The sequence below is a fragment of the Priestia sp. D3YE.R1 genome (genome assembly GCF_049199565.1).
GTDB lineage: Bacteria > Bacillota > Bacilli > Bacillales > Bacillaceae_H > Priestia > Priestia aryabhattai.
In genome coordinates this window covers 25,381-47,492 of record NZ_JBLTHW010000009.1, presented here as the reverse complement: position 1 = coordinate 47,492, position 22,112 = coordinate 25,381, and the positions used below count along the sequence as shown (strand labels likewise).

The following is a 22,112-nucleotide window of genomic DNA, read 5'->3' as shown; positions in this document are numbered from 1 at the left end:
CCTATGACAAAACTTGTTGAAGTGCGCCTTTGAGTCTTTTGTTGAATGCTACTAAGTAAGTAGGCAAAAGCGGGTACTTTCACGTTATGAGAGAAGAGTTGGGATTGTTTATTGATCCAAACAGAGTGGAACCGCGTATATACGTCTCTGTGTCATTTGACATAGGGGCGTTTTTTTATACAATCAATGAGTAGATAGAGGAATAGCGGAATTGGGGTGAGATGATGCTAAAGTTGTTAAAGGAAGACATTGAGGCCATATTTGAACAAGATCCTGCAGCAAGAAGTTATATTGAAGTGATATTAACCTATTCGGGGTTGCATGCTATTTGGGCACATAGATTAGCTCACGGGCTTTTTAAAAGAAAGTGGTTTTTTCTGGCGCGTGTAATCTCACAAATTAGCCGATTCTTCACAGGGATTGAAATCCATCCGGGTGCGAAAATTGGCCGCCGCTTTTTTATTGACCACGGAATGGGAATTGTTATTGGGGAAACGTGCGAAATTGGAGATAATGTAACAGTATATCAAGGAGTAACACTCGGAGGAACAGGGAAAGAAAAAGGAAAGCGTCACCCGACGATTGAAGACAATGTCTTAATTGCAACAGGTGCTAAAGTGCTAGGGTCGATTACGATTCATGCGCACTCCAAGATTGGAGCAGGCTCAGTTGTGTTAAATGACGTCCCAGAAAACTCAACGGTTGTCGGTATCCCTGGCCGAGTCGTCATTCAAAATGGCGTCCGGATTCCAAAAGATTTGAATCATCAAGATTTGCCAGATCCAGATGCAGAGCGTTTCAAACAGCTAGAGAAAGAAATTTTACACCTGCAAAATCAATTAAAGGAATTAAAAGAAGGGAAGATTCACCATGGCAATTAAGCTATATAATACGTTAACACGTCAAAAAGAGACGTTTGTACCGCTGGAAGAAAACAAAGTCAAAATGTACGTGTGCGGACCGACGGTGTATAACTATATTCATATTGGAAATGCGCGTCCTGCGATCGTATTTGATACGGTGCGCCGCTATTTAGAATTTAGAGGCTACGATGTAGAGTACGTCTCAAACTTCACAGATGTGGATGATAAATTAATTAAGGCAGCAAAAGAGTTAGGAGAAGATGTTCCAACGATCGCAAACCGCTTTATCGATGCCTACTTTGAAGATACGTCAGCGCTTGGATGCAAGCATGCCGATGTGCATCCACGCGTAACTGAAAATATGGATATCATTATTGAGTTCATTGACGAACTAGTAAAAAAAGGTTATGCATATGAGTCAGAGGGTGATGTATACTATCGTACACGTAAGTTTGAAGGATACGGAAAATTATCACATCAGTCTATTGATGAATTGCAATCCGGTGCTCGTATCGAAGTTGGAGAAAAGAAAGAAGATCCATTAGACTTTACTCTTTGGAAAGCAACCAAAGATGGAGAGATTGCATGGAATAGCCCTTGGGGTCAAGGAAGACCAGGCTGGCATATTGAATGCTCGGCGATGGCACGCAAGTATTTAGGTGATACAATTGATATCCACGCAGGCGGTCAGGATTTAGCTTTCCCTCATCACGAAAATGAAATTGCTCAATCAGAAGCGCTCACTGGGAAATCGTTTGCGAAATACTGGCTTCATAACGGATATATCAATATTGATAATGAAAAGATGTCTAAATCACTAGGGAACTTCGTGTTAGTTCATGACATTATTAAAAAGCATGATCCTTCCCTACTTCGATTCTTTATTTTATCTGTTCACTATCGTCACCCAATTAACTATAACGAAGAAATTTTAGAGAATACGCGCAAAGGGTTTGAGCGTCTGCAAACAGCTTATGGCAACTTAACTCACCGTCTAGAGGCAGCAACAAATCTTCAAGAAGATGCTTCAGAATGGTTTGAAAAGCTAAAAGAGCTTCGCGAAACATTTGTTGAAGAGATGGATGATGATTTTAATACGGCAAATGCCATTTCTGTTCTGTTCGAGCTAGCAAAGCAAGCTAACTTGTATTTATTAGAACAAACAACGTCTACAGATGTAATTGAAGCCTTTATTAAAGAGTTTAAAGAATTAGGTGCTGCAATAGGCATTGCATTTGGAGAAGCTGAACTTCTAGACGAAGAAATTGATCAATTGATCCAAGATCGTATTCAAGCTCGTAAAGATCGTAATTTCCAATTAGCAGATCAAATTCGAGATGAATTGAAGGCTAAAAATATTATTTTAGAAGATACGGCGCAAGGAACAAGATGGAAAAGAGGATAATAGTGTTATGAGCAGCAGTAAATTAGATGTAAAACAGCTAAATAGCTTAGCTCTTGCTTATATGGGTGATGCGGTGTTTGATTTACATGTTCGCCGCCACCTGCTGGTGTTAGGGACAGTGCGCCCTAACCAGCTTCATAATAAAGCTAAAAAATACGTATCAGCAAAAGCACAAGCGCAAATCGTATATTATTTTAAAAATGAAAACTTTTTTACTGAAGAAGAAGAAGGTGTACTGCGACGAGGACGCAATGCAAAGTCCGGTACAGTCCCTAAAAACACAGATGTGCAAACGTATCGCTACAGTACGGCATTTGAAGCGGTCGTAGGCTATTTGTATCTTTTAGGTGAAGAAGAAAGAATGATGGAACTTATTACTAAAGCTATCTCTTTCGTCGATGAAGGAGAGGGAGGAATGAATCATGGAACATGAATTTATCATTGGACGTAATCCGGTCCTAGAAGCCCTAAAGTCTGGGCGCGACATTAACAAACTATGGATTGCCGAAGGATCGCAAGGCGGTTCTATGGGACAAATCACGCAGTTAGCAAAACGTAATGGTGTATTGGTGCAGTTTGTACCGAAAAAGAAAATTGAGCAAATGGTAGACGGTATTCATCAAGGAGTAGCTGCACAAGTTGCTGCTTATCAGTATGCAGAGTTAGATGATTTATTTAACTTAGCGGAAAAACGTAATGAAAGTCCGTTTTTTCTTCTGTTAGATGAGCTTGAAGATCCCCATAATTTAGGTTCTATTATGAGAACAGCCGATGCCGTTGGCGCACACGGTATCATTATTCCAAAGCGCCGTTCAGTTGGATTAACGGCCACTGTAGCAAAGGCGTCTACAGGAGCGATTGAACATATTCCTGTAGCAAGGGTAACAAACCTATCAAGGACGATTGATGAATTAAAAGATCGAGGCGTATGGATTGTTGGAACGGATGCGAAAGAAAGTGACGATTACCGCAACTTAGATGGAGGTATGCCGCTTACGTTAGTGATTGGAAGCGAAGGAAAAGGCATGAGTCGTTTGATTCGTGAAAAATGCGATTTTCTTGTACAGCTTCCAATGGTTGGGCATGTTACATCGTTAAATGCATCTGTAGCAGCTAGTCTTCTCATGTATGAGGTTTACCGAAAACGCCATCCTCTAGGTGAATAAGAATGGATATTCTACTGGTGGATGGTTATAACATGATAGGTGCGTGGCCCGACCTAAGAAAGCTTAGAGATAATGATTTAGCGGGTGCTCGAGACCTGTTAATTGAAAAGATGGCAGAGTATCAAGCATATATGGGGTATCGTGTCATTATTGTCTTCGATGCTCATATGGTCGAAGGAATTGAAAAAAAGGCAAAAAATCATAAGGTTGACGTTGTATTTACAAGAGAAAATGAAACAGCGGATGAGTACATTGAAAAGTTGGCTCAAGAGCTAAACAATGTAAAGACACAGATTCATGTTGCTACATCTGATTTTACGGAGCAGTGGGCAATCTTTGGACAAGGTGCGCTTAGAATTTCTGCTCGAGAATTGTACAACGAAATTGAGCAAATTGAGAAACATATTAATCTTGATGTAAAGTCTATTCAAAATCAAAAGCCAGCGGCACGCATCCAACTTTCCAATCAAGTAGCCGAAATTTTCGAAAAATGGCGCCGGGGACAGCGGTGAGGTTATTGACGGTACGGAATTAGCTACTGTATAATATTTCTATCTACTGTGCGGTCGGGGGGATCGATATGGGCGATAATTATGGGAGAAAACTGCATGCTCATTTCGAACAACAAGAGGATGAAACAGTTGTCGATCTTGTGCATAAAGGCGATATTGACGCATTAGAGTATTTGATTCATAAATACAAAAACTTTGTGCGAGCAAAGGCGCGGTCGTATTTTTTAATTGGGGCAGACCGTGAAGATATTGTACAAGAAGGTATGATAGGGTTATACAAGGCAATTAGAGATTTTAGAGAAGATAAGCTAACTTCGTTTAAAGCTTTTGCTGAACTTTGCATTACCAGGCAAATTATTACCGCTATTAAAACCGCAACAAGGCAAAAACATATTCCATTAAACTCTTATGTATCATTGGACAAGCCAATATATGATGAAGAGTCCGACCGAACCTTAATGGATGTTATTTCGGGGACAAAAGTAGCAAATCCAGAAGAGTTGCTCATTAATCGAGAGAAGTTTGATGATATTGAATTAAAGATGGCTGAACTGTTAAGTGATCTTGAGCGAAAAGTTCTCGTTCTTTATTTAGATGGTCAATCTTATCAAGAGATTTCAGAAGAGTTAAACCGCCACGTCAAATCCATCGATAATGCACTTCAGCGTGTGAAGAGGAAATTAGAGCGCTACCTCGAGATTCGTGAAATCACAATGTAGACTCCTATCCTCATATTGACATGCTAAGAAAGTCTGTGATACTTTTTTATAGACATTATCACTCTATAGGTGGTTGACATTATGCGTAAAAAAGTTGTACTTGCGTGTGTGCAATGCGCTAGTCGTAACTATACGACTATGAAAAACACACAGCAAAACGAAGAGCGTTTAGAAATGAAGAAGTTTTGCAAAACGTGTAACGCACATACGATTCATCGTGAAACAAAGTAGATCAATAATCTGCACAGACTAATACCCCTTTTAATTTATTGGAGGTTACAAACATGAACCGTGTAGGAAATTTCTTGCGTGATGTTGGGCGTGAGATGAAGAAGGTAAGTTGGCCTAAAAAAAATGAGCTAACTCGTTATACAATTACTGTTATTTCTACAGTTGTATTTATGACACTCTTTTTTGTAGTAGTTGATTACGGAATTTCGTCACTTATTCGTTTAATCCCTTGAATAAATTGACTTAAATCATGGTATAATAAAGCTAAATTATGTTTTTTTCAGAAAAGCCCGGAGACGGGTTTTTTAATTTGCTTTAAGAATGATTGTGCTAGGAGTCAACTATTTTCCTAGTGCGTTGTCTGTGCAATAGATTAGGACATCTTATTTTATAGTGAGCTGGGAGGGAAGGACGTATAGTCCTCAGAAATGGAGAAAAATTGGTATGTAGTCCATACTTATTCTGGATATGAAAATAAAGTAAAAACAAATTTAGAAAAGCGCGTAGAAACAATGGGTATGCAAGATAAAATTTTCCGCGTTGTTGTTCCTGAAGAAGAAGAAAGAGAAATTAAGAACAACAAAGAAAAGATTACAAAGAAAAAAGTATTTCCAGGGTACGTGTTAGTTGAAATCATCATGACGGATGATTCATGGTATGTAGTTCGTAATACACCTGGCGTTACGGGCTTTGTAGGTTCAGCAGGTTCTGGATCAAAGCCAACTGCTCTTCTACCAGAAGAAGTAGAAATGATCTTAAAACAAATGGGCATGGACGAGCAGCATGCTGACTTTGACTTTGAACTAAAAGAAACAGTATTGGTTCAAGAAGGTCCGTTTGCAAACTTCGAAGGTACCATTGAAGAAATCGATACAGATAAACGTAAAGTTAAGGTTCATGTCGATATGTTCGGAAGACAAACGCCAGTAGAGCTAGACTTTACACAAATTGAAAAAATATAATCTGTAAGACCTTGCAATTCATGAAGTTTAATGTTAATATTTCATAAGTCAGTATGTCTCAAAACTAGAGACTAAAACAACTATTTCTTTATTTTATATATAAAGAACATTGAGTGGGAGGGCATCGCCCTATTACCACATCACGGACTTAAGGAGGTGTGTCTCGTGGCTAAAAAAGTAATTAAACTTGTTAAGTTACAAATTCCTGCAGGTAAAGCAAATCCAGCGCCACCAGTTGGTCCTGCATTAGGTCAAGCCGGTGTTAACATCATGGGTTTCTGTAAGGAGTTTAACGCTCGCACAGCTGATCAAGCTGGTCTTATCATTCCTGTTGAAATCACGGTATTTGAAGACCGTTCATTTACATTTATTACGAAAACTCCACCTGCTGCTGTACTACTTAAGAAAGCGGCTGGTATTGAGTCTGGTTCTGGTGAACCAAACCGTAATAAAGTTGCAACAGTCAAGCGTGACAAAGTGCGTGAGATTGCTGAAACTAAAATGCCTGACTTAAACGCTGCTAGCGTTGAATCTGCAATGCGCATGGTAGAAGGTACAGCGCGCAGTATGGGAATCGTAGTTGAAGACTAATTCCATTTGATTGGGTGTTAGAAGGTTGCGAGAAATGGAAGTTTTCCTATGCTCGCAACCTTTATTAGTGGGAGGTTATTCCGTTAAAACCACATAAGGAGGAAACAAAAATGGCTAAAAAAGGTAAAAAGTACGTTGAAGCTGCTAAGCTTGTAGATCGTACACAAACTTATTCAGTACAAGAAGCGATTGAATTAGTAAAGAAAACAAACACAACTAAATTTGATGCAACTGTAGAAGTAGCATTCCGTTTAGGAGTTGACCCTAAGAAAGCTGACCAACAAATTCGTGGTGCAGTAGTACTACCAAACGGTACAGGTAAAACTCAACGTGTATTAGTATTCGCTAAAGGCGAAAAAGCTAAAGAAGCTGAAGCTGCAGGCGCTGACTACGTTGGCGATGCTGACTACATCAACAAAATCCAACAAGGTTGGTTCGAGTTCGATGTAATCGTAGCTACTCCAGATATGATGGGTGAAGTTGGTAAACTTGGTCGTGTATTAGGACCTAAAGGTTTAATGCCAAACCCTAAAACTGGTACAGTAACATTTGACGTTCAAAAAGCAGTTAACGAAATCAAAGCTGGTAAAGTAGAATACCGTGTTGATAAAGCTGGTAACATCCACGTACCAATCGGTAAAGTATCTTTCGAAGAGAGCAAGTTAGTTGAAAACTTCACTACAATCTTCGAAACTATGGTAAAAGCTAAGCCGGCAGCAGCAAAAGGCACATACATGAAGAACGTAGCCGTTACTTCAACAATGGGCCCTGGTATCAAAGTTGATACTGCTTCATTCTCTGCTTAATAAATTTGGAAATAAATCGGTGTTGACTTTTTGAAAGTCCCTGATTATAATAGATAATGTTGTTAAAAAGAATAACATTTGTACCGTAGACAGTAGGTGCTGCAAAGCTTAATTTCCTACCGAGGTGTGTGAGATAAATTAGTGAAACGTTATGGTTCGCTTACTACACCTCCATGTCTTTATTGTCATGGAGGTTTTTTATTGCACCTTGTCTGAGTGTACGGAAGGAAATCTACAGGAGGTGTAAAGATGAGCAACGTAATTGAACAAAAGAAACAAGTCGTAGACGAAATTGCTGAAAAACTTCAAGCGAGTAACTCAATAGTTGTCGTTGACTACCGTGGTTTGAATGTTGCTGAAGTTACTGAACTTCGTAAGCAATTACGTGAAGCAGGCATTGAGTTCAAAGTTTACAAAAACACTTTAACTCGCCGTGCTGTAGAAAAACTTGAACTAACAGATCTTAATGATGCGTTAGTAGGTCCAAATGCAATCGCATTTGGTGGAGAAGATGTTGTTGCTCCAGCTAAAATTTTAAACAACTTCGCTAAAGAACACGAAGCGTTAGAAATCAAAGCTGGTGTAATTGAAGGTAATGTTGCATCTGTTGAAGAAATTAAAGCACTTGCAGAACTACCATCTCGCGAAGGCTTACTTTCTATGTTGCTTAGCGTGCTTCAAGCTCCAATTCGCAACCTTGCTCTTGCTACAAAAGCTGTGGCAGATCAAAAAGAAGAACAAGGTGCATAATCTAGTCTGTTATATATAACACAATCACAAGGAGGAAATTAACAATGACTCAAGAACAAATCATTGAAGCAGTTAAAAATATGACTGTTTTAGAACTTAACGATTTAGTAAAAGCAATCGAAGAAGAATTTGGCGTAACTGCTGCTGCTCCTGTAGCTGTAGCTGGCGGTGCTGCTGGTGAAGCTGCTGCTGAGAAAACTGAATTTGACCTAGTACTTGAAAGTGCTGGCGGACAAAAAATCAAAGTTATCAAAGTAGTACGTGAAATCACTGGTCTTGGCTTAAAAGAAGCTAAAGAAATCGTTGATAACGCTCCAAAAGCTCTTAAAGAAGGTATTTCTAAAGAAGAAGCTGAAGAAGCAAAAGCTAAACTTGAAGAAGTTGGCGCTTCTGTAGAAGTTAAGTAATTATTGCTTAACAACTGATATAAAAAAGCTCGCTTGTACAAGCGAGCTTTTTTGCTTCTGTCATCCTTTTCATTTATAGTAAAGAAGAACATATTGATTAGGAGGTTCTATTTTGACAGAACATTATTTTTCTAATACACCATCGTCTGCAAGTAATGAAGAGCGCTTTTCATTTGAATTGAGAGGAACCTCTTTTTCATTTACGAGTGACAGCGGTGTTTTTTCAAAAAAAGAGATCGATTTTGGATCGCGCCTGTTAATTGAAACGTTTCAAATGCCTGAGAGTCCCGGCCCGCTTCTGGATGTTGGATGCGGATATGGCCCGATTGGGTTGGCTCTTGCAAAAGAGGATAGCCAAAGAAACGTTCATATGGTCGATGTTAATGAACGTGCATTAGCACTAGCTCAAAAAAATGCTGAAGTTAATTCAGTATCAAATGTTTCAATCTATCAAAGCTCATGCTATGAAAATGTGAAGGAAACGAATTTTGCAGCTATTCTTAGTAATCCGCCGATCCGTGCGGGTAAAAAAGTTGTTCATGAAATTCTAGAAAAGTCATTAGATCACCTTGCTGACCAAGGAGAACTTTGGATTGTGATTCAGAAAAAGCAAGGAGCGCCATCTGCTCTTGCGAAATTAGAATCTCTATTTAATGAAGTAGAAGTAGTAGAAAAGAAAAAAGGGTATTATATCATATGTGCTAAAAAATGTTGACTAATATTTTTTAGTATGTTAGCATTATAAAATGCCAATATATAAATATTCCATATAAGCTCGGGTTATACATAAAATAAAAGGTATAATTTTGAATTATATGGGAAAAACTAATAAAATCAATAGTACGTTTTTATGAAATTGTGGTTTTCTATTTAAAGAGACCATTTTTCTTTTGTTCAATAATAAACATATGGTTTATTATATATTTTGAATAATAACGCTTGATTTGAGGGGTGAATCAGTTGACAGGTCAACTAGTTCAGTATGGACGCCACCGCCAACGCAGAAGTTATGCTCGTATTAGTGAAGTTTTAGAGTTACCGAACTTAATCGAGATTCAAACGGCTTCATACCAATGGTTTTTAGATGAAGGTTTACGAGAAATGTTCCAAGATATTTCTCCAATTGATGATTTTACAGGTAACTTATCACTAGAATTTATTGATTACAGCTTAGGTGAGCCAAAGTATTCAGTAGGAGAGTCTAAAGAACGTGATGTAACTTATGCAGCACCTCTTCGTGTTAAGGTGCGGTTAATTAATAAAGAAACAGGTGAAGTAAAAGACCAAGATGTGTTCATGGGAGATTTCCCATTGATGACCGAAACAGGTACCTTTGTAATTAATGGTGCTGAGCGTGTTATCGTATCACAGTTGGTTCGTTCACCAAGTGTTTACTATAGTGGAAAGCTTGATAAAAACGGTAAAAAAGGATATACAGCAACTGTTATCCCTAACCGTGGTGCATGGCTAGAATATGAAACTGATGCAAAAGATGTAGTATACGTGCGTATTGATCGTACTCGTAAACTGCCAGTAACAGTGCTGTTACGCGCGCTAGGTTTCGGTTCTGACCAAGAGATTATCGATTTAATCGGTGATAATGAATACATCCGTAATACGCTTGAAAAAGATAACACGGAAACAACGGAAAAAGCGCTATTAGAAATCTATGAGCGTTTACGTCCGGGTGAACCACCGACAGTTGAGAATGCGAAGTCTCTATTAGTATCTCGCTTCTTTGATCCAAAACGATATGACTTAGCGAACGTAGGTCGCTATAAAATTAATAAAAAGCTTCATATCAAACATCGCTTATTTAATCAAAAACTAGCTGAAACATTAGTTGATCCTGAAACAGGTGAAATTATTGCAGAAAAAGGCGCAATGATTGATCGCCGTCTGCTAGATCGCTTGATTCCGATGCTTGAAGGTGGAGTAAACTTCAAAACTTATAGTCCGGTTGGTGGAGTAGTAGAAGACGATGTTACATTACAATCTATTAAGATTTATGCGCCAAATGATCCAGAAGGTGAAAAAGTCATCACTGTATCAGGTAACGCATATGTAACAGAAGAAGTTAAAAATATCACACCTGCTGATATTTTAGCATCAATCAGTTACTTCTTTAACTTGCTTCATCAAGTAGGAGACACAGATGATATCGACCACTTAGGTAACCGTCGTCTGCGTTCTGTAGGTGAATTGTTACAAAACCAATTCCGTATCGGTTTATCTCGTATGGAACGTGTTGTTCGTGAAAGAATGTCAATTCAAGACACGAATACAATCACACCTCAACAATTAATTAATATTCGTCCAGTTATTGCGGCGATTAAAGAGTTCTTTGGAAGTTCTCAATTATCACAGTTCATGGATCAAACGAATCCATTAGGCGAATTGACGCACAAACGTCGTCTTTCAGCTCTAGGACCTGGTGGTTTAACGCGTGAGCGCGCTGGTTTCGAAGTGCGTGACGTTCATTACTCCCACTATGGCCGTATGTGTCCGATTGAAACGCCAGAGGGTCCGAATATCGGGTTAATCAACTCACTTTCTTCTTATGCAAAAGTAAACAAATTCGGTTTCATCGAAACACCTTACCGTCGTATCGATCCTGAAACAGGTAAAGTGACAGAGCGAATTGACTACTTAACAGCTGATGAAGAAGATAACTATGTTGTAGCCCAAGCGAACGCTCGTCTAGGTGATGATGGTTCATTCTTAGATGAAAATGTCGTTGCACGTTTCCGTGGAGAAAACACGGTTATCCGTCGCGATCGTTTAGACTATATGGATGTATCACCAAAACAAGTTGTATCTGCCGCTACAGCATGTATCCCATTCTTAGAGAACGATGACTCTAACCGTGCATTAATGGGTGCGAACATGCAACGTCAAGCAGTACCTTTATTAAATCCTGAAGCACCAATCGTAGGTACAGGTATGGAATATGTATCTGGTAAAGACTCTGGTGCAGCCGTGATTTGTAAATACCCTGGCGTTGTAGAGCGCGTAGAAGCAAAACAAATTTTTGTTCGCCGCTATGAAGAAGTAGACGGACAAAAAGTTAAAGGTAACTTAGATCAATACAAATTATTAAAATTCGTTCGTTCTAACCAAGGTACTTGTTACAACCAGCGTCCAATTGTTTCAGTTGGTGACGAAGTAGTAAAAGGTGAGATCTTAGCCGATGGTCCTTCAATGGAAAAAGGTGAGCTTGCTTTAGGACGAAACGTAATGGTTGGTTTCATGACATGGGATGGTTACAACTATGAGGATGCCATCATCATGAGTGAACGCCTTGTGAAAGACGATGTATATACGTCTGTTCATATTGAAGAATATGAATCTGAGTCTCGTGATACGAAACTTGGACCTGAAGAAATTACGCGTGACATTCCAAACGTAGGTGAAGATGCGCTTCGCAACTTAGATGAGCGTGGAATCATCCGCATTGGTGCAGAAGTAAAAGATGGAGATCTTTTAGTTGGTAAAGTAACGCCAAAAGGTGTAACAGAACTAACAGCTGAAGAACGTCTTCTACACGCTATTTTCGGTGAAAAAGCGCGTGAGGTTCGTGATACTTCTCTTCGTGTACCGCACGGCGGCGGTGGAATTATTCTTGATGTTAAAGTCTTCAATCGTGAAGATGGCGACGAATTACCACCAGGTGTAAACCAATTAGTCCGTGTATACATTGTTCAGAAGCGTAAAATTTCTGAAGGTGACAAAATGGCCGGTCGTCACGGTAACAAAGGTGTAATTTCACGTATTTTACCGGAAGAAGATATGCCTTATCTACCAGACGGTACGCCAATTGACATCATGTTAAACCCATTAGGGGTACCATCTCGTATGAACATCGGTCAGGTGCTAGAGCTTCATTTAGGTATGGCTGCTCGTAAGCTTGGCATTCACGTTGCGTCTCCAGTATTTGATGGTGCGCGTGAGGAAGATGTTTGGGCAACAATCGAAGAAGCTGGCATGTCTCGTGATGCCAAAACAGTTCTATATGATGGTCGAACAGGTGAACCATTCGATAACCGTGTATCAGTAGGAATCATGTACATGATCAAACTTGCTCACATGGTAGACGATAAACTTCACGCTCGTTCTACTGGACCATACTCACTTGTTACACAACAACCACTTGGTGGTAAAGCGCAGTTCGGTGGACAGCGTTTTGGTGAGATGGAGGTATGGGCACTTGAAGCATACGGTGCTGCTTACACATTACAAGAGATCTTAACAGTGAAATCAGACGACGTAGTAGGTCGTGTGAAAACATACGAAGCAATTGTTAAAGGTGAAAACATTCCAGAACCTGGCATACCTGAATCGTTCAAAGTATTAATTAAAGAACTACAAAGTTTAGGTATGGATGTGAAGATGCTTTCTGCTGACGAGCAAGAAATTGATATCATGGACTCAGAAGAGGACCATGAGCAACCAACAGAATCAATTATTGCAGATAACGAAGAAAGCCTTTCTGAAGGACAAAAAGATCCTGTCACAAAAGAGTAAGGAATTACTTTCATATAAACGTTAAGGGAAAAAACCTGTAGATTAAAAGGGAGGTAGGCTCCTTGCTAGATGTAAATAACTTTGAGTATATGAAAATCGGTCTAGCTTCGCCAGATAAAATTCGTTCTTGGTCGTACGGTGAGGTAAAAAAACCTGAAACGATCAACTATCGTACGTTAAAACCTGAAAAAGACGGCTTATTCTGTGAGCGTATTTTTGGTCCGCAAAAGGACTGGGAATGTCACTGCGGAAAATATAAGCGCGTTCGTTATAAAGGTGTTGTATGTGATCGTTGTGGCGTAGAAGTTACGCGCGCAAAAGTTCGTCGTGAACGCATGGGTCACATCGAACTAGCTGCACCTGTTTCACATATTTGGTACTTCAAAGGTATTCCTAGCCGCATGGGACTTGTCTTAGACATGTCCCCTCGTGCGCTAGAGGAAATCATTTATTTTGCTTCTTATGTAGTAACAGATGCTGGTGATACACCACTTGAAAAGAAACAGCTCTTATCAGAGAAAGAATACCGTGCATATCGTGAGAAGTACGGACAAACTTTCCATGCAGCAATGGGTGCTGAAGCTGTTAAAAAATTATTGCATGACATCGATCTTGATAAAGAAGTAGATGCTTTGAAAGAAGAATTGAAAACTGCTCAAGGTCAACGTCGTACACGTGCTATTAAACGTTTAGAAGTACTAGAGGCTTTCCGTCATTCTGGTAACGAACCTTCTTGGATGATTTTAGACGTTCTACCGGTTATTCCGCCAGAACTTCGTCCAATGGTTCAATTAGATGGTGGACGCTTTGCTACGTCTGATCTAAATGATTTATATCGCCGTGTAATTAACCGTAACAACCGCTTAAAGCGTTTATTAGACCTTGGAGCTCCTAGCATTATCGTTCAAAACGAAAAGCGTATGCTTCAAGAAGCTGTAGATGCATTAATCGATAATGGTCGTCGCGGCCGTCCGGTAACAGGACCAGGTAACCGTCCATTAAAATCTCTTTCTCACATGTTAAAAGGTAAGCAAGGTCGCTTCCGTCAAAACTTATTAGGTAAACGTGTTGACTACTCTGGACGTTCGGTAATCGTTGTAGGTCCGAACTTAAAGATGTATCAATGTGGTCTTCCAAAAGAAATGGCGTTAGAACTTTTCAAACCTTTCGTAATGAAAGAGCTTGTTGAACGCGGTTTAGCTCATAACATCAAGAGTGCAAAGCGTAAAATTGAACGTGTGCAACCTGAAGTATGGGACGTATTAGAATCGGTTATTAAAGAGCATCCAGTTCTTTTAAACCGTGCACCAACGCTACACAGACTAGGTATTCAAGCATTTGAACCTACGCTTGTAGAAGGTCGCGCTATCCGTCTTCACCCGCTTGTATGTACAGCATATAACGCTGACTTTGACGGTGACCAAATGGCGGTTCACGTTCCATTATCTGCGGAAGCACAAGCAGAAGCACGTATCTTAATGCTTGCTGCTCAAAATATCTTGAACCCTAAAGACGGTAAACCAGTTGTTACACCTTCACAGGATATGGTATTAGGTAACTACTACTTAACACTTGAGCGTGAAGAGGCAGTTGGAGAAGGTATGGTGTTCAAAGATACGAACGAAGCACTATTAGCGTACCAAAACGGTTATGTGCATCTTCATACACGTGTAGCTGTGTATGCAGGTTCTTTAAACAACGAAACGTTTACAGAAGCACAAAATCAACAATTGCTTGTTACAACGGTTGGTAAATTAGTTTTCAACGAAATTTTACCAAAATCGTTCCCATACATTAACGAACCAACAAGAGAAAACTTAGAAGTGAAAACTCCTGAGAAGTACTTTGTTGAAAAAGGTGCAGATGTGAAGGAATTCATCAAGAATCAACCGGCTATCGCACCGTTCAAGAAAAAAATCTTAGGAAATATCATCGCTGAAGTATTTAAACGTTTCAAAATTACTGAAACATCTAAAATGCTTGACCGCATGAAAGACCTAGGTTTCAAATATTCTACTAAAGCTGGTATTACAGTTGGTGTAGCTGATATCGTTGTTTTAGGAGAAAAAGAAGTTATCTTAACAGAAGCGCAAGCTAAAGTAGATAATGTACTAAAACAATTCCGTCGTGGTTTAATTACTGAAGATGAGCGTTATGACCGTGTTATCTCTGTATGGAGCAGCGCGAAAGACGTTATCCAAGGTAAATTAATGGCGTCATTAGACAAACGCAACCCAATCTTCATGATGAGTGACTCTGGTGCCCGTGGTAACGCATCTAACTTCACTCAGCTTGCAGGTATGCGTGGACTAATGGCCAACCCGTCTGGTCGTATCATTGAGTTACCAATCAAATCTAGTTTCCGTGAAGGTTTAACAGTATTAGAGTACTTTATCTCTACCCATGGTGCACGTAAAGGTCTTGCCGATACGGCTCTTAAAACAGCTGACTCTGGTTACCTTACTCGTCGTCTGGTTGACGTGGCACAAGACGTTATCGTACGTGATGACGACTGTGGTACAGATCGCGGTATTCTGGCTGTTGCAATCAAAGAAGGAACAGAAGAAATTGAAAAACTTGATGAGCGTCTAATTGGACGTTATGCAAGAAAAACAGTACTTCACCCAGGAACAAACGAAGTGTTAGTGAAAGAAAACGAACTAATTACAGAAGACTTAGCTGAAACAATTGTGGATGCTGGTGTTGAAGAAGTATGGATTCGTTCTGCATTCACATGTAACACTCGCCACGGTGTATGTAAAAAATGTTACGGTCGTAACCTTGCAACTGGTTCAGAAGTTGAAGTGGGTGAGGCAGTTGGTATCATCGCTGCTCAATCTATCGGTGAGCCAGGTACACAGTTAACGATGCGTACATTCCATACAGGTGGGGTTGCTGGAGACGATATCACTCAAGGTTTACCGCGTATCCAAGAGATCTTCGAAGCGCGTAACCCTAAAGGTCAAGCCGTTATTTCTGAAATTGAAGGTACAATTGCCGGCATTTCTGAAGGACGCGATCGTCAGCACGAAATTACTGTTCAAGGAGAGATTGAAACTCGTTCTTACACAGCTCCGTACAGTGCACGTCTGAAAGTTATTGAAGGACAGCGCATTGCACGTGGTCAAGAATTAACGGAAGGTTCAATTGATCCTAAAGAATTACTAAAAGTAAAAGACATCACGGCTGTACAAGAGTACTTGCTTCGTGAGGTGCAAAAAGTATACCGTATGCAAGGGGTAGAAATTGGAGATAAGCACGTAGAGGTAATGGTTCGCCAAATGCTTCGTAAAGTGCGCGTAATGGATTCAGGAGATACAGATGTATTACCAGGTTCATTACTTGATATTCACCAATTCACTGATGCTAATGAAAAAGTATTACTTGAAGGCAATCGTCCAGCGACAGGCCGTCCTGTATTACTTGGTATTACAAAAGCATCTCTTGAAACTGATTCCTTCTTATCTGCTGCATCATTCCAAGAAACAACTCGTGTTCTTACAGATGCTGCAATCAAAGGAAAACGTGATGAGTTGCTTGGACTTAAAGAGAATGTTATCATTGGTAAGCTAGTTCCGGCTGGTACAGGTATGACGAGATATCGTAATGCTGAACCGATCAAAAACCAAGCTGAAGAAACGGTAACAATCGACTAATTATAAAATCATTACTCTAGAATGGATGTTTTTTAAAAAAACTACGAAACGTTAGTTGACATCCATTCTAGGGAATGATACTATATCAAAGGTGCTCCTATAAACTACCTGTTACTTTGGAGGATATGATAATGTCTTATGAAAAAGTATTACAGGCTGATCATATTATTGTAGGAACAAAGCAGACGGTGAAAGCATTAAAAAAAGGTACAGTAAAGGAAATCATCATTGCTGAAGACGCTGATTTTTATGTCACATCCATTGTGGCAAAAACGGCACAGCAAGAAAACGTTCCGTATACGTATGTCCCTTCTATGCGAAAGCTTGGTCAAGCTTGTAGGATAGAAGTTAACGCTGCAACTGTTGCAATTATTAGTTAACACGTTTTTGAACTTTTAGTTTCAAAGACTTTGTTTTTTGCTAAAAAATGAACCACCTGGATGTGTGGTCTTACAAAAGGCGAAAGGAGGAAAAATTAAATGCCTACTATTAACCAATTAATCCGTAATGGTCGTGTGAGTAAAGGTAAAAAATCTGACTCACCTGCTTTAAACAGAGGTTACAACAGCTTCAAAAAAGCTCAAACTAACCAATCTTCTCCACAAAAACGTGGTGTATGTACACGTGTGGGTACTATGACACCGAAGAAACCGAACTCGGCTCTTCGTAAATATGCTCGTGTACGTTTAACAAACGGTATCGAGGTAACAGCTTATATCCCAGGTATTGGTCACAACTTACAAGAACACAGCGTGGTACTTATCCGCGGTGGACGTGTAAAAGATTTACCAGGGGTACGTTACCATATCGTACGTGGTGCACTTGATACTGCTGGTGTGGATGGCCGTATGCAAGGTCGTTCTAAATATGGTACTAAGCGACCAAAAGCAGCTAAAAAATAATAGCTTAACAATTAATAGATAAACTTTTAAAAGTGAAAGGAGGAAGTAGAATGCCACGTAAGGGACCTGTTGCAAAAAGAGACGTATTACCAGATCCGATTTACAATTCTAAGCTTGTATCTCGCTTAATCAACAAAATGATGCTTGATGGAAAGCGCGGTAAGTCACAAGCTATTCTTTATAGAGCATTCGATTTAGTACAAGAGCGCAGTGGTAAAGAAGCTATGGAAGTATTCGACCAAGCTCTTAAAAACATCATGCCTGTACTAGAAGTTAGAGCACGCCGTGTAGGGGGTTCTAACTACCAAGTTCCTGTAGAAGTACGCCCAGAGCGTCGTACTACTTTAGGTCTTCGTTGGTTAGTAAACTATGCTCGTCTTCGTGGAGAAAAAACGATGGAAGAGCGTTTAGCTAACGAAATCCTTGATGCAGCTAACAACACTGGTGCTGCAGTTAAGAAACGTGAAGATACTCACAAAATGGCAGAAGCTAATAAAGCATTTGCTCATTACCGTTGGTAATCTTTTAACGAAACTTTTTAAAAAACAAATTATAATATGGAAGGAGAAATACCTAAGATGGCAAGAGAGTTCTCCTTAGAAAACACTCGTAATATTGGGATCATGGCTCACATTGATGCTGGTAAAACAACAACAACTGAGCGTGTTCTTTATTATACTGGCCGTATCCATAAAATTGGTGAAACTCATGAAGGAGCTTCACAAATGGACTGGATGGAGCAAGAGCAAGAACGTGGTATCACTATCACGTCTGCTGCGACAACTGCTTCTTGGAAAGGTCACCGCGTTAACATCATCGATACTCCTGGACACGTAGACTTCACTGTTGAAGTTGAGCGTTCATTACGTGTACTTGATGGCGCTGTGGCAGTTCTTGATGCTCAATCTGGTGTTGAGCCTCAAACAGAAACAGTATGGCGTCAAGCGACTACGTACGGTGTTCCCCGTGTCGTATTCGTTAACAAAATGGACAAAATTGGTGCTGACTTCTTGTACTCTGTAAAAACGATCCACGATCGTTTAGGTGCAAATGCTCACCCAATTCAGTTGCCAATCGGTGCTGAAGATGACTTCGAAGCAATCATTGACCTTGTGGAAATGAAAGCATACTTCTACGAAGATGACTTAGGTACTCGTTCAGAATCTCGTGAAATTCCTGAGGAATACAAAGAGCAAGCTGAAGAATACCGTGCAAGCCTAGTAGAAGCTGTTGCAGAACTTGACGAAGAATTAATGATGAAGTACTTAGACGAAGGCGAGCTTACAGTTGAAGAACTAAAAGCTGGTATCCGTAAAGGTACTTGTGACGTTGAATTCTACCCAGTTATCTGTGGTTCAGCATTCAAAAACAAAGGTGTACAATTAATGCTAGATGCGGTAATTGATTACCTACCATCTCCAGTTGATGTACCAGCAATCCAAGGTATCGTACCTGACACAGAAGAAGAAGTTACGCGTGAGTCTAGCGACAACGCTCCTTTCTCAGCATTAGCGTTCAAAGTTATGACGGACCCTTATGTTGGTAAATTAACATTCTTCCGTGTGTATTCTGGTGTACTAAGCTCTGGTTCATACATCAAAAACTCTACAAAAGGTAAGCGTGAGCGTGTAGGTCGTATCCTACAAATGCATGCTAACTCTCGTGAAGAGATTTCTGAAGTATACGCTGGAGATATCGCGGCAGCTGTAGGATTAAAAGATACTTCTACTGGTGATACTCTATGTGACGAAAAGAGTCTTGTAATTCTTGAGTCTATGGAATTCCCAGAGCCAGTTATCTCTTTATCTGTTGAGCCAAAATCAAAAGCTGACCAAGATAAAATGACTACAGCTCTTCAAAAGTTACAAGAAGAAGATCCAACTTTCCGTGCGGAAACTAATACAGAGACTGGTCAAATCATCATCTCTGGTATGGGTGAACTTCACCTTGATATCATCGTTGACCGTATGCGTCGTGAATTCAAAGTAGAAGCAAACGTTGGTGCTCCTCAAGTAGCTTACCGTGAAACTTTCCGCGCTGGTGCGAAAGTTGAAGGTAAATTCGCTCGTCAATCTGGTGGTCGTGGACAATTCGGTCACGTTTGGATTGAGTTCGAACCTAACGAAGAAGGAAAAGGCTTTGAATTTGAGAACAAAATCGTTGGTGGTGTAGTTCCACGTGAATACATCCCTGCAGTTCAAGCTGGTCTTGAAGATGCATTACAAAACGGTGTTCTTGCTGGTTATCCATTAATCGATATCAAAGCTGCTTTAGTTGATGGATCTTACCATGACGTTGACTCAAGTGAGATGGCGTTTAAAATTGCCGCTTCTATGGCTCTTAAAAACGCAGTATCAAAATGTAACCCAGCTATCCTTGAACCAATGATGAAGGTTGAAGTTGTTATCCCTGACGAATACTTAGGAGATATCATGGGTGACGTTACGTCTCGTCGTGGACGTGTAGAAGGTATGGAAGCACGCGGTAACGCTCAAGTTGTACGTGCATTCGTTCCACTTTCTGAAATGTTTGGTTATGCAACTGCATTACGTTCAAACACTCAAGGTCGCGGAACATATTCTATGCACTTCGATCACTACGAAGAAGTTCCTAAATCAATTTCAGAAGAAATTATTAAAAAAAATAAAGGTGAATAATTGATTTTCACTCTTTATTGAAGTATAACTACTTATGTACGCTGTGAAAGAGGAGCTCATTCCCTTTCACGGCCTCATAAAACATAAACTACATGAATTTTAAGGAGGATTTTCGAATGGCTAAGGAAAAATTCGACCGTTCAAAAACACATGCCAATATCGGTACAATTGGTCACGTTGACCATGGTAAAACAACTTTAACAGCTGCTATCACTACTGTTCTTGCTAAGAAAAGTGGTAAAGGTGCAGCAATGGCTTACGACATGATCGATGCTGCTCCAGAAGAGCGCGAGCGTGGAATCACAATCTCAACTGCACACGTTGAGTATGAAACTGACACTCGTCACTATGCACACGTTGACTGCCCAGGACATGCTGACTATGTTAAAAACATGATCACTGGTGCTGCTCAAATGGATGGCGGTATCTTAGTAGTATCTGCTGCTGATGGTCCAATGCCACAAACTCGTGAGCACATCCTTCTTTCTCGTCAAGTAGGTGTACCTTACCTAGTTGTATTCTTAAACAAATGTGACATGGTAGACGACGAAGAGCTACTTGAATTAGTAGAAATGGAAGTACGTGACCTTCTTTCTGAATACGACTTCCCTGGTGACGATGTACCAGTAATCAAAGGTTCTGCTCTTAAAGCTCTTGAAGGCGAAGCTGATTGGGAAGCTAAAATCATCGAGCTTATGGACGCTGTTGATGAGTACATCCCAACTCCAGAACGTGACACTGAAAAACCATTCATGATGCCAGTTGAGGACGTATTCTCAATCACTGGTCGTGGTACAGTTGCTACAGGTCGTGTAGAGCGTGGACAAGTTAAAGTTGGTGACGTTATCGACATCATCGGTTTAACTGAAGAGCCAAAATCTACTACTGTAACAGGTGTAGAAATGTTCCGTAAGCTTCTTGACTATGCTGAAGCTGGCGACAACATCGGTGCTTTACTTCGTGGTGTAGCACGTGAAGAAATCCAACGTGGACAAGTATTAGCTAAACCAGGCTCAATCACTCCACACACTAAATTTACTGCTGAAGTATACGTTCTTTCTAAAGACGAAGGTGGACGTCACACTCCATTCTTCACAAACTACCGTCCACAGTTCTACTTCCGTACAACTGATGTAACTGGTATTTGTAACTTACCTGAAGGCGTAGAAATGGTAATGCCTGGCGACAACATCGAAATGACTGTTGAACTTATCGCTCCAATCGCGATTGAAGAAGGTACTAAATTCTCAATCCGTGAAGGTGGACGTACAGTAGGCGCTGGCGTTGTAGCTAAAATCAGCGAGTAATTTCTCGTTTCAGTAAAGGGAGTAGGGTAACCTACTCCCTTTTTTATTTGGTGATAAAAGGTAAAGATAGTTTTTACTATTACACTTGCAAAATGATCTCCTTTTATATATAATGAAAAAAGTGTGCGACACATAAAAAAGTTTTTTAACTTTATTGTTGCAATATGAACCCATTTTTAGTATAATAAAAATGTTGGTCTTTGACTGCGATGATGCGGAAGGTTGCCGACACACCCGGCCGCTTTGCCATGGCGAGTGTGGGGAAATTTCCGCGGAGAATGTCTATTGTAAAATAGGCGAAAAAGGAGGGAAAATAATGGCAAAAGAAAAAATTCGCATTCGTTTAAAAGCATATGATCACAGAATTCTTGATCAATCTGCTGAGAAAATCGTAGAAACTGCAAAACGTTCTGGTGCGGCTGTATCTGGTCCGATTCCATTACCGACTGAAAAATCAATTTATACAATTCTACGTGCAGTACACAAATATAAAGATTCTCGTGAGCAGTTCGAAATGCGCACGCATAAACGCTTAATTGATATCGTGAATCCAACACCACAAACTGTTGATTCATTAATGCGTTTAGACTTACCATCTGGTGTAGATATCGAAATTAAACTTTAATTTAAAATAAAGAATGAAAAGATACTTAG

22 protein-coding genes and 2 other annotated features (1 of these 24 running past the window's edge) are annotated in these 22,112 nt (G+C 40.0%); all 22 genes read left to right on the top strand.

What is annotated here, in order from left to right; translation table 11 throughout:
- Positions 1-152 (top strand) — a binding site (T-box leader) (it extends 72 nt beyond the left edge of the window).
- Between the two features lie 72 nt (positions 153-224).
- Positions 225-881, top strand: coding sequence for a serine O-acetyltransferase (gene cysE / locus ACOZIR_RS26410; protein ID WP_013054905.1), 657 nt, complete (start codon positions 225-227; stop codon positions 879-881).
- Entirely contained in the window at positions 871-2,268 is a 1,398-nt protein-coding gene (cysS, locus tag ACOZIR_RS26405) for a cysteine--tRNA ligase (RefSeq protein ID WP_045294420.1), read from the top strand. The genes cysE and cysS overlap by 11 nt, the downstream gene beginning before the upstream one ends.
- Before the next feature lie 7 nt (positions 2,269-2,275).
- Positions 2,276-2,701: a Mini-ribonuclease 3 gene (locus tag ACOZIR_RS26400; protein ID WP_013054907.1), complete on the top strand. Its 426-nt coding sequence runs from the start codon at positions 2,276-2,278 to the stop codon at positions 2,699-2,701.
- Entirely contained in the window at positions 2,691-3,434 is a 744-nt protein-coding gene (gene rlmB / locus ACOZIR_RS26395; RefSeq protein WP_014462034.1) for a 23S rRNA (guanosine(2251)-2'-O)-methyltransferase RlmB, read from the top strand. The genes ACOZIR_RS26400 and rlmB overlap by 11 nt, the downstream gene beginning before the upstream one ends.
- A gap of 2 nt (positions 3,435-3,436) precedes the next feature.
- A complete protein-coding gene (locus tag ACOZIR_RS26390) occupies positions 3,437-3,946 on the top strand; it encodes an NYN domain-containing protein (protein ID WP_013081364.1) in 510 nt (169 codons plus the stop codon).
- Between the two features lie 68 nt (positions 3,947-4,014).
- The gene (gene sigH, locus ACOZIR_RS26385) at positions 4,015-4,665 is read left to right on the top strand and encodes an RNA polymerase sporulation sigma factor SigH (RefSeq protein WP_013054910.1); all 651 of its coding nucleotides are present in this window, start codon (positions 4,015-4,017) and stop codon (positions 4,663-4,665) included.
- Positions 4,666-4,746: 81 nt separating this feature from the next.
- The gene (rpmG, locus tag ACOZIR_RS26380) at positions 4,747-4,896 is read left to right on the top strand and encodes a 50S ribosomal protein L33 (RefSeq protein WP_013081365.1); all 150 of its coding nucleotides are present in this window, start codon (positions 4,747-4,749) and stop codon (positions 4,894-4,896) included.
- Between the two features lie 53 nt (positions 4,897-4,949).
- Positions 4,950-5,129, top strand: a complete 180-nt coding sequence (secE, locus tag ACOZIR_RS26375) for a preprotein translocase subunit SecE (protein WP_013054912.1) — start codon at positions 4,950-4,952, stop codon at positions 5,127-5,129.
- A 195-nt stretch (positions 5,130-5,324) separates the two neighbouring features.
- Positions 5,325-5,858 (top strand): transcription termination/antitermination protein NusG, encoded by a 534-nt coding sequence (gene nusG, locus ACOZIR_RS26370; protein ID WP_014462032.1) that lies wholly within the window; start codon positions 5,325-5,327, stop codon positions 5,856-5,858.
- Positions 5,859-6,023: 165 nt separating this feature from the next.
- Positions 6,024-6,449 carry a 50S ribosomal protein L11 gene (rplK, locus tag ACOZIR_RS26365; RefSeq protein ID WP_013054914.1) on the top strand — a complete coding sequence of 142 codons (426 nt, stop codon included), beginning with the start codon at positions 6,024-6,026 and terminating at the stop codon, positions 6,447-6,449.
- 110 nt (positions 6,450-6,559) lie between these two features.
- Positions 6,560-7,255, top strand: a complete 696-nt coding sequence (gene rplA / locus ACOZIR_RS26360; RefSeq protein WP_013054915.1) for a 50S ribosomal protein L1 — start codon at positions 6,560-6,562, stop codon at positions 7,253-7,255.
- 65 nt (positions 7,256-7,320) lie between these two features.
- Positions 7,321-7,464: a sequence feature (ribosomal protein L10 leader region), on the top strand.
- A gap of 40 nt (positions 7,465-7,504) precedes the next feature.
- On the top strand, positions 7,505-8,005 hold the full coding sequence (rplJ, locus tag ACOZIR_RS26355) for a 50S ribosomal protein L10 (RefSeq protein WP_013054916.1): 501 nt from the start codon (positions 7,505-7,507) through the stop codon (positions 8,003-8,005).
- Between the two features lie 44 nt (positions 8,006-8,049).
- Positions 8,050-8,412, top strand: coding sequence for a 50S ribosomal protein L7/L12 (rplL, locus tag ACOZIR_RS26350; RefSeq protein WP_013054917.1), 363 nt, complete (start codon positions 8,050-8,052; stop codon positions 8,410-8,412).
- A 112-nt stretch (positions 8,413-8,524) separates the two neighbouring features.
- Positions 8,525-9,127 carry a class I SAM-dependent methyltransferase gene (locus ACOZIR_RS26345; protein WP_034263652.1) on the top strand — a complete coding sequence of 201 codons (603 nt, stop codon included), beginning with the start codon at positions 8,525-8,527 and terminating at the stop codon, positions 9,125-9,127.
- Between the two features lie 245 nt (positions 9,128-9,372).
- Complete coding sequence (gene rpoB, locus ACOZIR_RS26340) at positions 9,373-12,936, top strand: DNA-directed RNA polymerase subunit beta (protein ID WP_028412662.1); 3,564 nt, start codon at positions 9,373-9,375, stop codon at positions 12,934-12,936.
- A gap of 62 nt (positions 12,937-12,998) precedes the next feature.
- Positions 12,999-16,592, top strand: coding sequence for a DNA-directed RNA polymerase subunit beta' (gene rpoC, locus ACOZIR_RS26335; RefSeq protein WP_013054920.1), 3,594 nt, complete (start codon positions 12,999-13,001; stop codon positions 16,590-16,592).
- A 131-nt stretch (positions 16,593-16,723) separates the two neighbouring features.
- Positions 16,724-16,972 carry a 50S ribosomal protein L7ae-like protein gene (locus ACOZIR_RS26330; protein ID WP_045294410.1) on the top strand — a complete coding sequence of 83 codons (249 nt, stop codon included), beginning with the start codon at positions 16,724-16,726 and terminating at the stop codon, positions 16,970-16,972.
- A gap of 99 nt (positions 16,973-17,071) precedes the next feature.
- On the top strand, positions 17,072-17,494 hold the full coding sequence (gene rpsL, locus ACOZIR_RS26325; protein ID WP_013054922.1) for a 30S ribosomal protein S12: 423 nt from the start codon (positions 17,072-17,074) through the stop codon (positions 17,492-17,494).
- Between the two features lie 50 nt (positions 17,495-17,544).
- Positions 17,545-18,015, top strand: coding sequence for a 30S ribosomal protein S7 (rpsG, locus tag ACOZIR_RS26320; protein ID WP_013054923.1), 471 nt, complete (start codon positions 17,545-17,547; stop codon positions 18,013-18,015).
- A 57-nt stretch (positions 18,016-18,072) separates the two neighbouring features.
- Positions 18,073-20,151: an elongation factor G gene (fusA, locus tag ACOZIR_RS26315; RefSeq protein WP_028412663.1), complete on the top strand. Its 2,079-nt coding sequence runs from the start codon at positions 18,073-18,075 to the stop codon at positions 20,149-20,151.
- A gap of 116 nt (positions 20,152-20,267) precedes the next feature.
- The gene (gene tuf / locus ACOZIR_RS26310; RefSeq protein WP_013081371.1) at positions 20,268-21,458 is read left to right on the top strand and encodes an elongation factor Tu; all 1,191 of its coding nucleotides are present in this window, start codon (positions 20,268-20,270) and stop codon (positions 21,456-21,458) included.
- Between the two features lie 316 nt (positions 21,459-21,774).
- Complete coding sequence (gene rpsJ / locus ACOZIR_RS26305) at positions 21,775-22,083, top strand: 30S ribosomal protein S10 (protein WP_013054926.1); 309 nt, start codon at positions 21,775-21,777, stop codon at positions 22,081-22,083.
- Positions 22,084-22,112 lie beyond the last annotated feature (29 nt).

Coding starts and splice junctions, on each gene's coding strand:
- fusA (WP_028412663.1), top strand. CDS start 18,073: ATGGCAAGAGAGTTCTCCTTAGAAAACACTCGTAATATTGGGATCATG.
- rplL (WP_013054917.1), top strand. CDS start 8,050: ATGACTCAAGAACAAATCATTGAAGCAGTTAAAAATATGACTGTTTTA.
- sigH (WP_013054910.1), top strand. CDS start 4,015: ATGGGCGATAATTATGGGAGAAAACTGCATGCTCATTTCGAACAACAA.
- rpsL (WP_013054922.1), top strand. CDS start 17,072: ATGCCTACTATTAACCAATTAATCCGTAATGGTCGTGTGAGTAAAGGT.
- rpmG (WP_013081365.1), top strand. CDS start 4,747: ATGCGTAAAAAAGTTGTACTTGCGTGTGTGCAATGCGCTAGTCGTAAC.
- ACOZIR_RS26400 (WP_013054907.1), top strand. CDS start 2,276: ATGAGCAGCAGTAAATTAGATGTAAAACAGCTAAATAGCTTAGCTCTT.
- rlmB (WP_014462034.1), top strand. CDS start 2,691: ATGGAACATGAATTTATCATTGGACGTAATCCGGTCCTAGAAGCCCTA.
- ACOZIR_RS26330 (WP_045294410.1), top strand. CDS start 16,724: ATGTCTTATGAAAAAGTATTACAGGCTGATCATATTATTGTAGGAACA.
- rplA (WP_013054915.1), top strand. CDS start 6,560: ATGGCTAAAAAAGGTAAAAAGTACGTTGAAGCTGCTAAGCTTGTAGAT.
- ACOZIR_RS26390 (WP_013081364.1), top strand. CDS start 3,437: ATGGATATTCTACTGGTGGATGGTTATAACATGATAGGTGCGTGGCCC.
- cysE (WP_013054905.1), top strand. CDS start 225: ATGCTAAAGTTGTTAAAGGAAGACATTGAGGCCATATTTGAACAAGAT.
- rpsG (WP_013054923.1), top strand. CDS start 17,545: ATGCCACGTAAGGGACCTGTTGCAAAAAGAGACGTATTACCAGATCCG.
- cysS (WP_045294420.1), top strand. CDS start 871: ATGGCAATTAAGCTATATAATACGTTAACACGTCAAAAAGAGACGTTT.
- nusG (WP_014462032.1), top strand. CDS start 5,325: ATGGAGAAAAATTGGTATGTAGTCCATACTTATTCTGGATATGAAAAT.
- rpsJ (WP_013054926.1), top strand. CDS start 21,775: ATGGCAAAAGAAAAAATTCGCATTCGTTTAAAAGCATATGATCACAGA.
- tuf (WP_013081371.1), top strand. CDS start 20,268: ATGGCTAAGGAAAAATTCGACCGTTCAAAAACACATGCCAATATCGGT.
- rplJ (WP_013054916.1), top strand. CDS start 7,505: ATGAGCAACGTAATTGAACAAAAGAAACAAGTCGTAGACGAAATTGCT.
- secE (WP_013054912.1), top strand. CDS start 4,950: ATGAACCGTGTAGGAAATTTCTTGCGTGATGTTGGGCGTGAGATGAAG.